Consider the following 13,928-nt stretch of genomic DNA (forward strand, 5'->3'; position numbering starts at 1 on the left):
TACCCCAACAAAACAAGGTGGCTTAACTAGAGCGGAATATCACTTATAAATACGCTTTTAGTTGTTCAAACAAGTGGAACCACCTCTCTCGCTCGTCTATCGCCAGTGCGAAAATGCGAAGTGAAAATTCTTCTACAGTCAACAAAATCAATAACTTGCATCCATTAAAGTAGAATCTAAAACAGTAAATTCAGGCTCAACTAAAAAGGAAATATCTTTCTCGCTCGTATACAGCCAGTGCGAAAATGCGAAGTAGAATTCTTCTACAGTCAACAAAATCAATAACTTGCATCCATTAAAGTCGAATCCAAAACAGTTATTCAGAGCTCAAAAAATCAGGAAATATCTTTCTCGCTCGTCTATCGCCAGTGCGAAAATGCAAAGTAGAATTCTTCTACAGTCAACAAAAATCAATAACTTGCATTCATTAAAGTAGAATCTAAAACAGTAACTTTAGACTCAACTAAAAAGAAAATATCTTTCTCGCTCGTCTATCGTCAGTGCGAAAATGCAAAGTAGAATTCGTCTACAGTCAATAAAAATCAATAACTTGCATCCATTAAAGTAGAATCTGAAACAGTTATCCAGAGCTCAAAAAATCAGGAAATATTTTTCTCGCTCGTCTGTAGAATTCTTCTACAGTAAATAAAATCAATAACTTGCATTCATTAAAGTAGAATCTAAAACAGTAACTTTAGACTCAACTAAAAATAAAATATCTTTCTCGCTTTGCCCCTATGCTACCAATCCAAGGATTCTGAACTTTTATTATTAAGTTTTTCAGTCTTACCTGATGCACGTTTACGTAGCTTACCTCGTAATTTCAAAAGTTGTATTGGGGACAACGGTGGTTCAGGTAAAAATAAATTTAGGTGATCAACTAAATCCAATGCCTGCAAAATCGCTATTAAATCAGCTAGGCGTACATCACCTTTCTCTGCGTTTAAAACTGTCCGCCTAGATATCCATGCCAATTGAGCAACTTCATTCTGAGTTAGATTTTTATTGAGACGTGCACGTTTAAGCCTATCCCCTAAGGCTTCAGCAATCGAAATAGGAAAGTCGCTGCGATGAAATTGCATATTTTTATGATGGTTATAAGGCTTTTATAAAGATATGCTACTTCCCTCTTATAACGCAAATCTGGCATTACTTATCATTAAGTACAGTGACTTGTACTTAATCATCAAAAAAATGGCTTTAAGTGCAAAATATTGCATTTAGCACACCAGGTACACACTAAATAATTTTTTGAACGATCTGTAAATTTGTCTGATTTAGGTTTAAATATTTTACTCTGTTGATACTGACAGATATGCCGTAGCATTCTGTGTTATCACTTGATCATCAGCTAAATTTCATTTCAGATTTTTATAAATATTATTTTTCTACTTCTAATATCAGTTTCTGTATCCACAACGGCTTTTTAGCTTTTAAAAACTTTTGAAAATCATCTTCACCTAATGATTTCTTTAACTTTTCAATTATTGTTAAATCAACAATTTTTGGGCCTAAAAAATATAATGCGGAAATTGCCCACCCGACTGGCTCATGAGCATACTGAAATACATCTAGACAACGAGTACGAATCAAACGTACGGTTTGTCCATATATTTTAATTTCTCAGAAAAAGGAATACTTATTGATTTCCAAGTTGATCCTAATTCTCAAGATATTAATCTGTCGAACAATAAATACTCAACACTCCTAGTAGGACCATTAAGCGAGAAAGAGGAATTGGATATTGCTCGTATCAATCTTGGTTCAAAAAACATCAAGGGTGATGCGTACATAATCGTTCAACGTGATCAACGAGATTCTATTTCATTCACCCCTGCATACGTTGACTATCAAATTCTCACTGACAATGGTGATGTTGTTTATAAAGCTAACGTAAATAAATTTGAATAAGTTTATTTAAATTTAAAGAAGCCAATACGATCTATTGGCTTTTTTATTACCTACCTTTTTAAGCAAAAAAAGTCTAACCACAAGGAAAAGACTTAATTTAGATCAGGTTCAGCTAGTACAATTGAGCAGCCTCTAAAGTTCCACGAACAGTCAGATGATTAATGATCATTCTACAAACCAGTTTATTCACTTAATAAATCAAATAGCTCATTTTTAAGATCAGTATTTGGTTTTAGCATGTCATCAGCAAGTTCTCTCTTACTTGATAAAAGCTTGTCTAATTTTACTTCGAAAGTAAAGAAATCTTCTGCCACTACTGTTGGATAGTAAACAAAAACTTCTTTATCCTGCCCAATACGATATGCTCGGTCAGTCGCTTGATCTTCCTTCGCTGGATTCCAACTACGTGTATAGTGAATCACATGATTAGCACGTTGAATGTTAACCCCAAACCCTACGGCTGTAGTGGACAAGATAATGATATTAAACCCTGATTTTTCTTGAAATTTATCAATCAAATTTTGCCGTGTTAAGCCTTTTTTACTACTTGTATTTGAATCACCATTAACCGTTGTAACGTTTACGCCGAATCTCTCTAAAAGAATTCGTTTAAGAAATACTTGAATGTCTCTAAATTCAGTAAAAACAATGACTTTTTCATTTTTTTGCTTGATAGATTCTAAAGTCTCGATTAACCAACTTACCTTCGGAGAGTCACTTAAAGTAGCATTTGGTTGAAACTGTAATGGATGAGCACAGATCATTCTCATACTATGTAATGAAGTTAGCATCGCCCCCTGATTACCTTCTGCGGACAATTTTTTAAAGCGGTTAACCACATCAATATATAATTGTCTTTGCAATAATGAAATTTCAATATTTTTACAGTGTTCTACCTCAGTTTTAGCAGGTAAATCTGCGACATCATGTTTCATTCTGCGTAAAACTTGTGGGGCTATTAACTCACGAAGCTTTAATAATGCTGCTTCATTATTATTTTCAGTATTTTCTATAGGTTTACGATAGTTTGTACCAAACTCATTTAAGGGACCTAATAGGTTTTCTTGAATAAAATCAAATAGACACCAAAGATCGGTTAAAGAGTTTTCAACTGGAGTACCTGTACATGCAATTTTAAAATCTGCTTTTTGAGCCTTCGCAGCCTTTGTAACCATTGCTGTAGGAACTTTAATTTTCTGTGCCTCATCGCAAATCATTATACTCCAGTCTTCTCGAGCTAGAGAAAATTCAAGATCACGCATCGTCTCGTATGTTGTTAAAACAATACCAGCATCACCACGCCAATCATCTTCTAATAGATTAGTAATACCATGATTCTCTCTTAACTGTGCTGAGACCAAATGCTTAGGAATTTTCCTGTCTTTTAAGTTATCACCATATAAACTTAATATTTTGGGAAATTTACTACTAAAAAATCGATTTGCTTCTGCTTCCCAATTTTCTAATAGAGAAACAGGGGCTACAACTAATACTGGTTTCTTATCCTTAGCATTTTCAAGATACTCACCAATGAAGCATAAGAGCTGAAGTGTTTTACCTAAGCCCATATCATCAGCTAAAAGACAGCCACTAACCTGCTCAGGCGCATATTGATGTAAATTCTGCAACCATGCAATTCCATATTCTTGATGCGGCTTTAAACTAAATTCTTGGCTTCTAAAACTAGTAGGTAATCTCGCTACAGGAGGATTATTCTCATCAAAAAGTAAGCGATTTACTCGCTGTTTTGTAAATTCAGCTTCATCAATATTATTAGCAATTAATAATGTATCTTTTTTCTTTTTCTGTGAATTAGCGTTAGATTCTTCCAATATCTCTTTTGGCTCTTCTTTCTTGGAAGCATATAAACGGTCTAGTAATTTTTTGGCATCATCTAATGATACTTCTTTATCTGTATATGGAATTTCAACTTCATCTTGACTGTTTTGCTCTGCTTGCTGAATCCGTTGCTCAAGCAATTCGATGGTTTCATCAAGATCTTCGTCTTGCAGTTGCTGCTCTAAGTCCATTAAATGTTGTGGCAGCCATTCGGATTCACCACTGCCTCTTTTAATAAATTCAGAGTTCAGCTTTTCTGCTTCACCAATACCAATAACACGACCGCTATAATTCGACAAATCCAATACTTTTTGAGCTTGTATTTCATCTTGATATTTTTGAATTTGATTTAGGTCACTTTTTAATTCTTCTATTTGATCATCTAAATAACTACATCGGTCAATTTCATACCCTGCCCAAACAAAAATAGGCGATTTTTTCTCATAGGCTTGAATAAAATGATAAGTCTGATCTAGATTGTATAGTTCTAATATAATAGGATTTTTTTCTCTTTCAGAATTCTCTTGTAGCTCTAATTTCGCAGAAATATAATGATTTAACTCATCATAATTTTTTTCTATTTCTAAAGTATAAGTATAAATTTCTGCTTGCTGTTTTGACTCCTCAAAACTCTCAGGTGAAATAACTTCAATCGCATCATCACCTAGTTGAGCAAATGGATTGTGTAAAAATGCTTGTGCACGCTCACCAGAAATACGTCTGTTTGGCATTTTTTTAATTTCATTAAGAACTTGCTTCACTTGAGGCTCAATCACTACATGTGCAATTCCACCATCAGGTAAACTAACACTGTATTGATCTTGAACATTATTATATTGATCAAATGTCTTTAGCCAATTTGATGGAGCTTCATCAAATTCAGGCTGAACTTCTACAACAGATTCCTGGCTAATCAAATTTTTTCGAAGATTTAACTGTAATTTATCAGGTGCTAGAACTAATGTCTTTCGTAAAAAATCATCTAAATTTGCATTAGATTTATTGGCTAGTTTTCTGATGTTCGCCCAATATTTTTGATTCTGTTTCGTATCTTTGTTTTCTAGACGTGAAAACTCTTTTAATTTTTCGACAAGTTGAAAATTTGGTTCATTCAATAAATGTTCTGTACCATCAATCGTTAAGATCGCTCCAACTCGCTGAATAAGACTTTTAACCTTAATGTTATTTTCGTTCAGCCACCCATCTAAAATGATTTTGAAATCTGGGTCACTTAATCCCCTTTCACTTCTAATTATTGGACGAAGAGAAGCCTGTTTTGGAAGATTTAGTAAATGAATTACATTTTCATGTTCTGAATCTTGCTGAATTTGAAAAAGCTCTTCCCAAGGCAATACAAAATGTTCATCTATGAGATATGCCAGCTCTTCCTCTTCTAAGCTTTCCCAATAGAAATCAGCATCTGTTTTAGCATTTTGTGTATATGAATAAATTATACCTACTTCATCATACGTAAAAGATTTGAAATTCGATTGAACAGGTTCTGTATGCTCTACCTCAGTGCTTTTCTTTCTTTTCCAAAATGCTAATTTCATTTAAATATACCTTTTATAAATTAGTCTGGATAAATCCCCAGACTTTTTAATCTATTATCGAAGGATTTCTCCCAAGCACCATTATGTGATAAATAAAAATCAGCCTTTGCTGTAGATTTCAAATCTGTAATACTGACAACTTGTAGATTAGATTTAGAAGGTTTGTAAGGTAGATTTCTATAAAAATAAGTAGCATTATTTAGTTCAGAGAACTCTACAATATAATAACCACCAATCTTTATCATAAATGCATTGGCTGCTGAGCTCTTACCAATAATTCGCTTGAATCTTCCTTGGTTTTTCCTTTTAAATTCTTCTTGCTGTCGAGTTGCACGAAAAATTGCATCCTCATTCAAAAATATTTCAGAGAGAGAAACTTGTTTAATAAAACGCATCCAATAATTAAATCTGCGCGTTTCTGCACCATAGCTAAAGACTTTAAAAAATGCTTCTAGATCAGCTCTTACAAACCATTGAATGACCATTCTTTTTGTATCAGCATTTACATTATTCCAACCTGCAGAAGACTCATATTGTGGATTTCCCCAATGATTCAAAGCTAAATGTTTTAATTCCTCATGAACTTTGGCTCGTTCAAAGGTACGAGCATAACGCTCTAACAAAGCAACCAGAATATCAGTAGTGTATAAGACTTTTTGCTCAGCCAATGATAAGAAACGAGGAATAACTTTGAAATATTCACCTTCATTCATGGTTTTGATAGATTGAATAGAAGACTGAATTAAATCATCCCAAAACCAACTATTAGGTGCCATCCTTAAGCTTTCTAATTCACTTGAAAGTCTACTTGTATCTTGCTCTTGTAAAAATCTTTTAACAAATAATTTTGTTGGTGTATTAGATAAAATCTCAGAGTAATCAATAAGGGTATTCATCCACTTTTTAGGTTGCTTTAACTCTTTATAAATACTGGACCTCTTTGTATTTAATATCTCCCTCAATTGAAGCCAAATTACCGGCCTATCTTTTACATCTTCATTTTCTAATGCAAAATAGCTGTACAACAATGGAAAATAAACGATTCCAATAAGATCGATCTCTGATTGTTGGAAGTGACTGATAATCCTTTTACCAATATCATTGAAGAGAAGCTTTTCTTGCATGCCTGGTAATATTTTGCTCAATGCCCAAGCCAAATTTTTCCAATCTCTTCGTGTAAGGTGCTCAAAACCAGAACTTTCTAATTTACTAATTGACCTAAAAATTTTTTCATCTAAGGGAATACTATTTTCGAAATCATCAAACTTCTGCTCAAGCACAGAAAGTGTTTTGAGGAGTCGTTGAGGCTTTACAAATTTCGTATTAGTAACATCTCCAACTGAATGACCGCTTACTTTTTCCTCCAAACGGCGTTTCAAATTCGCTATGCTCATAGATATCACCGCGTCAATTGGCATGTTTCAATCGGCGCTGAAACAAAATGAGGTTGAGGCTCTGCACTTTCTTTTTCTTTTAAGCCATAAAATTGCATTCTCAATTCAACACGGCGAGATGCTTCCTTACTATCTTTAGCTGAGTTAAAGGACACTCCACCAGCCAAGAATAGCTGCTTAACCTGGTTTTTTTGCTGTTCAGTTAAAGAAAGACCAGAACTAAATTTGGGATCAAGTAAACTACACATGACCCATTCGGAACGGCGCAAACTTAAATTTAAGTTATACAAATAGGAGCCATCTGTATCTGTAAAACCTTCAATCACTATTTGCTTAAACCATTTTTCGCCTTGCGGATTATTTGCCTCTTCAAGAATAATCGGGACAATGCTATTTAGTCGGTTTCGACCTACCTCATTCAATCGATAATCATTGTGTGAAAATCGCCCAGCTTCACCAAAGTTTATACGATTGTTTTTACAATCGACTTCAATACCTGCATCTTTTAACTTCGCACTATGCTTGATGCTTTGACAAATATTTAAAATTTCTGCACTTCTTTGATCTTCAGCCTGAGTCGCCTCATTAATCTTTTTTGTTACGATCATCAGTGATACTGCCATAACAACAAGAAATAAAGTCATTAAGGCTGTCATTAAGTCTGCAAAAGAAATCCAAAAAGGTTTTTCACCTTCATCTTTAGGACGTGACTTTTTAGAGTACCGATTACCTAGCATGATCCATGTACTCCAGACTTAGTTTTTCTTCTGTCTTACAATATCTTCAAGATCCTCAACAAAGCTACCTAAGCCTTCTACACCACTTGAGAGACGTTTAACTGCTTGGTCGAGCGTATTATCATAGATGCCCAATGAGTGATTCAGGCTTGTTTCAACTGAAGCCCCAAAACTCTCAAAACTTTTTACTAGCACATCACTTACTTGCTCAAGATAATCCTGCATCTCTTTCTTCACTTGATTCAATGCTGTGGTCATTTGCACCATATCTTCAAGTATTTTAGTACTCATACCGGTTTCAGATTGCGCTTGCTTAATCAGTCCCTCAAGCGTACTGATCGCCTTATTAACGCTATCCTGAGAGTTTTTATAATCACTCAACAACGAAATAAGATTACTGCTTGCACTAGTCAAATGAGTAGATGTAGTAGTTACTTCTGAAATCAATTGTGATGTTTTATCAGTGACGCTAATCAGCGATGTACCCGCCATATTAAATTGTTCTGAGGCTAGACGCATTTTTTCTGCGCCGTCGTTCATTCCGGTAATACTATCTGTTGTCACCTGACTGAGCTTTTGAATATTGTTTTTATAAGCTTCAACTGCATTTTGACTTTGAACAATTAACTCTTTGATTTCTCCCCCAAGGCTATCAATTAGGGTTGAAGATTGTTCATGTAATTTATGCTGATTATCTGCAATTTTACGATCTTGCTCTATACGCTGTTGAGCAATATCAGCCATCATGCCTGACATTGTTCCACTCATATGCTCAATCAGCTCAGAAACCTTTCCATTTAATTGTTCAATCGCATATTGTCCCTGCTCTCCAATTTTTTCTGCACCTTTTGACAAGTGCTCCACCATAGAGTTCATTTGATCGGACATCGCATTTTGCTTTTGTTGGATATCTTCAATCATTTTAGACATTTGGATTTCTAAGCTCTTTGTCGAACTTTCACTATTCACCTTCATATCAGTAATTAATTGGGTGAATCCTAATTGCATTTCTTTCATTGCAGAAACTGATTGAGTCATCATCTCACTCATACCATTCATTTGAGTACCAAAAGTTGATTCTAATTTGGTCATAAATGCAGTAAGCACATCTGTCATTAACTCTTGGACAGCAGAGCTTTGATCACCACTAACCTGCTGTACACTTGATGCAATTTTCTCTAGAGGAACCTGTAAAGTATCAGAGATAGACTGGCCTATTTGATCTGCCATATCTTTACTTGTTTTGGCATAACTGTCTGTCAATTGAGATGCAAAAGCCATTTGATTCTTTTTGTTTTCATCAACTAAGTTAGTCATCATTGTCTTTAAATCATTGACTAAACTATCTTTTAATTGTCTTGCGTTTGTTTCATTTGCCTGTGATGATTTTAGCAATCTAGCTAAGTATTCCTCCCCCGTATCATCAGGTTCAAAGAAGTCATCAATCTCTGTTGTTAACATTTCTAATTGCGCATAACACTGTCTTAACCATGACTTCTCACGCCATGTGATTAACATTGCTGTAGCAATAGCCAAGGCAGACGCCATAAAGGCTTCACTCACACCGCCTAACAGTAATCCAAGACTATCTTGAACTTTTTCAGGATCTCCAGCTGGATCAAAAGCTAATAATCCGAATAGTAAACCTGCAAACGTAGCAATAATACCAACACCAGTAATAATACCAGGTAGGTGCTTATAAAACTCAACTCTTAAGGGAGTATCGACAATAACTGACTGCGAGAAAAAAACATCACTAGATACAGTGGCACGAGATGAACTCAAGACATCTGTACCATCAATGACTTCATAGTGATCATGAAAAGAATGTTTATAATTCAACCAAGCATGTTTTAATGGAATACTGTTATCAAAGACATGATCTAAAACATTTTTACCCACATTTGATTCTTGTTTAACTTTTTTTAAAGCCTTAATCGCATCAGACAATTGACTATCAAGCTGTTTTGCTGGCTTAATATATTTTATGTAAAATTTATAGCTAATCACTGCAACAAATATTCCCATAAGTACCGGAATAATAAAATAACTTTGTAAAAATGCTGCAATAGCTAAAAAACTCACAACTACACCCCTTCAACTATTCTAAAGTTGATTTTTATTAAATAATTATGTGCAATATATCACAAAATATAAATCTATCTAAAATCCACCAATAAATGCATTGTTTTTCATAATTAAAGAAGATATTTAAAATTTTATTGAAAATTATCAGCTAATTACGTCAAAATTTAAAATAAATTTTCAATTATTACCCATTAAGTAATCAAAATCTTACTCAATGAGTATCTATGTTGAGTTTGGCACAAAAAATTGCACCTAACACCAGGCAAAGTAGCTACAAAATTTTAAAACTTTCTGGCTCATCCAAATTAAAAGGCACAACCCGAAGTTTTGCTACCATCGTATCTCTAAATAAAAAATCATCTAATGGGTGATCAAACTTTCCTTTTCTATATGGATAAACCAAGATCACTTCACTTTTATGTTCAAGATAATAATGGCTATAAGCAAACATCTGCTGAATATCACTGTCCTTTAAGCCATAACGGCCACCACGATCACTCTGGTCAATCAGCTTCCATTTAGTATCCATGACAATGTTTTTATCATCACGTTCTATGAAAATATCTGGTTTTAGTTTGAAGATATGACCGGACTGATGTTTACATATATGCTCAGTGGCATGCTGCATCTTGACTTTACATTCAGGCAAGTTACGGTGCAGATGATAAGCAACATAATGTTCGAACAGCTTTTCCATTGGGAACAACAGACTCATACCATGCCACTCACCGGATGTCGAAACAGGCATGTATTCACCTAAAATCAGTTCAGTCCATGGCTTAATCTCATCATAGAGTTCAAGTAAACGCCCTGTTTGCCATTGTCTGAGATCTTGCCTGATATTCTGGCTTCGTGGTATCTCACCCGTCATTAGGCGCAGTTCTTGAGCCAATTTCCAGTTACTTGCATCTTTGGTCCTCTTACAGACGATTTCTAATGCGGTACGAATCAGCCTATTTTCAGCGCGATTGACCTCATATACATCATGTTCGATTGGGAAAATATGCTTCTTCGCTGGTGGCTGGCGCATGTATTTAACATGCTGTAATTGCCCTCTTAAGAACTTCTGTTCTTCCTGCACACGGTTATAGTCAAAACGTAATCCACGCTGAACCAAACGCTCAAATGATGCTAAAAATTGAGAAATTATCCATTCATGCAAAGGTTGGTTTTTAAAGCGGTTTAGACTTGCAGCACCAACCTCTCTGTAAGGTAAATGCAAACATACACTCAGCATTTTTTGCAGGAGTTTGCGCTCTTCTAGAATAATCTCTTGATCACTTGTCCCATTTAGCTCCATATGCTTAGGTAGTATTTCTATACGTGTACCACACGGCGTTTCAATCACACCCACATATTGATCTAGCTTTAGCTTTCTACGTCCTGCAAGTTCAAATACTTTCGCGCCGTGCTTAGAAAATGATGCTGAAAGCTCGCATAGATGTTCAAATGCTTTTTCAGGTATATAAGCATGTCCCAAACTAGACTCAGGACAGCCTTCATAGGCAATGCTTATGAAGGCATATTCTCGGACAGTAAAGTCAGACATAGATCATCAGCCCTTTGGACCTAAAATCTGAAGAAAAGCATCAATCGTGTTGAATGCTTCAGTTTTTATTTTCCAAATTTTCTTTTCATTTGAATAGCCCAACTCTTCCTCAAAATTTGATGGGAATAAGTTATTTTTCTTGAATATGTCATCTGCAATCAACATTCCATTATTGAAGAACACCAAATTAATCTTTGCCCAATCATCAAAGAAGTATTCTTGAAGCTGAGGAATGATTTTTTGTGTAAAAATCGAAGCTAAATGCTCAAGTGTTGGTTGGTTTTTCAAACTCATAAAATTAGCATGACCAATACAGTGATCTCGATCTAATAACACCTCAATACGCTGATTGATGACTTCTAATAGCTTGCCAATATTCAGCCCTTCAACAATTATTTCATTTAAAAGCTCAGGCTTCGGTGGCATTTCAACAAAGGTAAATCGACGGCGCAATGCAATATCCAAACCTGTCAGAGACCTGTCTGATGAGTTCATTGTGCCAATAAGATAGATATTTTGAGGTACAGAAAACTCTTCTTTTGAATACGGTAAAGTCACAGAAAGAGTTTCATCTGCTCCTTCACGTTTGGAGTCTTCAATTAACGTAATCAGTTCACCAAAAATTCTTGAAATATTGCCACGGTTGATTTCATCAATAATTAAGACATATTTGTTGTCTAAATTACTTACAGGCATTGCTTCAGGTTGAAGCAGCACAGCTAGCTTTGATTTATCAACAGCATTTTCTAAATTATAAACAGTAGATTGCGAGAAAATTTTCTTAAAATAGTCTTCATTCTTCAAACTTGGAGAAAACGTTTTTAACCATTTAACTTTTCTAAGCTGGTGATATCCAAATTCTTGGTTCTCGTCGTATTCATATTCATCTGTCACCTCTGCAATCGCTCTGAATTTTAGATTGCCATCTGTGATAATGACTAAATCACCAATTTTAATTTTATTCTTAAAGGTATTTACATAACCTGCAGCAGTGTCTTCACTATCTTTATGGTAATGTGCCTCCTGTAATTTATTTTTTACTGACTGGATATCATTGCAATCACTGAAATTTATTGCATCTCCCCAACCTAAAAGAATGACATCATTATCTAAACACGAACGGTATAAATCATCTTCAACCCCAGCTCGGCCTAAAGACATTTTCCAAACTTTTTTATTGGACAGATCAATTTCACTGTCAATATTGGATTGAACATTACCCTTAGCGAGCTCAACAATTTCCTTAAACACCCCTGCTTTCACTGGATATTTTAAGTTACCAACAGCATCCGTTTCAGCTCGGATACCCTCAACAAAATCTTCATAACTAAAACTTTGATGAAACGTCACAAACTTGATCTGACCTTGGGCTTTATATTGATCAAAACGCTGTTTTAACTCAGTACGGTCTTCTTTTTCTAATACCTCTAGAGGTTTATTTTCGATAATCGACAACGCATGGTTAATCGTATGAAATGTTTTACCTGTGCCGGCAGCACCAAAGAGAATACGGTTTAAAGGTTGTTGAGTCATCACATCATCCACTAATTCTTCAATTTGCTGTTTCTTCTGTTTGTTATCTAGGTAACCTTTTCTAATCATTGCAAAAAGCTTTTCAACATATGGGAAAAACTCTAGATCTCCCTGATCTGCCAGTAAAATAGGCAAAAACTCTGGTACTGGCGTTTTTACATAGGATTCATAGCCAATCCTTTTTATGTTAGTTTCCCCTACTATGGGAATCACACAAGGATTGCTAAAGTCCTGATACAAAAACGCAATCATCCATTTCAGTCCTTTAGTAAACTGAATATCGGCAATTGCATTTAAATCACGGCGCTGAGCTGCATCTACAATCTCTAGTATTTCCTGTTTGATCTTCTGAAAGGCCTGTTCAGCATTATCTCCAAGTCTTTTATTCCATGAATATGGTCTTTCATTATGATATTTATCATTGTCACCTAAGCTGACTGGCTCCCAAAGATCAAAATAGCAAGCAAAGGTAGGATCGCCTTGTGTTGGATCAAAACTGTCAATCTGAGCAATGAAGCAATCTTTGTTTCTAGCTTGATGATATTCTTCAACGGTTAAATTTTTCAGGCGTTCAGCAGGCCATAATTCTAAGAATGCATTAATTTTACGTTCCAGCGCCGTAGTCTGGTCATGGCTTTGCTCATACCAATTACAAAATTTCTCTAATTCTTCTGCAGAGCTAATTTCAATGTAATAAATTTTATTACCTAACCACAAATTTTTACTTTGTGATTTTAATCCACTGTGGCGTCCATCAGATTCAGTGTATTTACCTGATGCTACATTTTGCGTAGATTTAAACTGAAATTGAAAATCCTGAGTATCAGATGGATCAATCTCGATAAAGAAACTCGCTTTAGAACCTGTTAAAACCAATGCAATTTCACGACCATTTTCATTCGTGACCACTGTCATTTTCTGCCGACTTATATATTGATCTGGATATTTTGCATTTAAAATTTCATCTGCTTCAGCGGGTGTCAAATGTCCTTGTTTCGGATGCGCATCAATATATTCTTGCACTAAGTCATTACTGTACTGCAGTAATGATCTATCACCCTGTTGACGAATTAGATATTGATAAGACTGAGCATAATTTAACTTTTTATCCTCTGTCAGAAAGTCCAGCATCGTCTTTGAAAAAATAGAGATGATTTTCGGCTGTGTCTGATTTTGATATAAAAAGGCTATTTTCCATTTCACTACAGGTGAAAAATCCAAAGCATCAATAGCTTCTAAATTCCCTGTTTGTGCATTTTCAATTGTTTCAATTATTCGTCTTTTAATTTCTGCAAATGCTTGTTCTTTGGTCGCACCATATTTT

The 13,928-nt window shown here is 35.0% G+C and carries 9 protein-coding genes; 1 reads left to right on the forward strand and 8 read right to left on the reverse strand.

What is annotated here, in order from left to right; all coding sequences use genetic code 11:
- Positions 1-740: 740 nt before the first annotated feature.
- Together CDG56_RS12500 and CDG56_RS12505 are read right to left on the reverse strand one after the other, a co-directional pair.
- Positions 741-1,082, reverse strand: coding sequence for a helix-turn-helix domain-containing protein (locus CDG56_RS12500; RefSeq protein ID WP_004282243.1), 342 nt, complete (start codon positions 1,080-1,082; stop codon positions 741-743).
- A gap of 298 nt (positions 1,083-1,380) precedes the next feature.
- Entirely contained in the window at positions 1,381-1,593 is a 213-nt protein-coding gene (locus CDG56_RS12505) for a hypothetical protein (protein WP_225552746.1), read from the reverse strand.
- A gap of 9 nt (positions 1,594-1,602) precedes the next feature.
- On the opposite strand from CDG56_RS12505, the gene CDG56_RS17170 reads away from it, so the two are divergent.
- Positions 1,603-1,911, forward strand: coding sequence for a hypothetical protein (locus CDG56_RS17170; protein ID WP_087548051.1), 309 nt, complete (start codon positions 1,603-1,605; stop codon positions 1,909-1,911).
- A gap of 182 nt (positions 1,912-2,093) precedes the next feature.
- Here the strand turns inward: CDG56_RS17170 and CDG56_RS12515 are convergent, their stop codons facing one another.
- The 6 genes from CDG56_RS12515 to CDG56_RS12540 all read right to left on the reverse strand — a co-directional run bounded on the left by CDG56_RS12515 (position 2,094) and on the right by CDG56_RS12540 (position 13,519).
- Complete coding sequence (locus CDG56_RS12515; RefSeq protein ID WP_087548052.1) at positions 2,094-5,303, reverse strand: DEAD/DEAH box helicase; 3,210 nt, start codon at positions 5,301-5,303, stop codon at positions 2,094-2,096.
- A gap of 20 nt (positions 5,304-5,323) precedes the next feature.
- Entirely contained in the window at positions 5,324-6,697 is a 1,374-nt protein-coding gene (locus tag CDG56_RS12520) for an EH signature domain-containing protein (protein ID WP_087548053.1), read from the reverse strand.
- A 5-nt stretch (positions 6,698-6,702) separates the two neighbouring features.
- On the reverse strand, positions 6,703-7,434 hold the full coding sequence (gene zorB1 / locus CDG56_RS12525) for a type I Zorya anti-phage system protein ZorB1 (protein WP_087548054.1): 732 nt from the start codon (positions 7,432-7,434) through the stop codon (positions 6,703-6,705).
- Between the two features lie 18 nt (positions 7,435-7,452).
- Positions 7,453-9,519, reverse strand: coding sequence for an anti-phage ZorAB system protein ZorA (gene zorA / locus CDG56_RS12530; RefSeq protein WP_227519065.1), 2,067 nt, complete (start codon positions 9,517-9,519; stop codon positions 7,453-7,455).
- Positions 9,520-9,793: 274 nt separating this feature from the next.
- Positions 9,794-11,071, reverse strand: coding sequence for an McrC family protein (locus CDG56_RS12535; RefSeq protein WP_087548055.1), 1,278 nt, complete (start codon positions 11,069-11,071; stop codon positions 9,794-9,796).
- Positions 11,072-11,077: 6 nt separating this feature from the next.
- Positions 11,078-13,519 carry an AAA family ATPase gene (locus tag CDG56_RS12540; protein WP_087548072.1) on the reverse strand — a complete coding sequence of 814 codons (2,442 nt, stop codon included), beginning with the start codon at positions 13,517-13,519 and terminating at the stop codon, positions 11,078-11,080.
- Between the last annotated feature and the right edge of the window lie 409 nt (positions 13,520-13,928).

Source organism: Acinetobacter sp. WCHA39 (assembly GCF_002165385.1).
In the GTDB taxonomy this organism is placed as follows: domain Bacteria; phylum Pseudomonadota; class Gammaproteobacteria; order Pseudomonadales; family Moraxellaceae; genus Acinetobacter.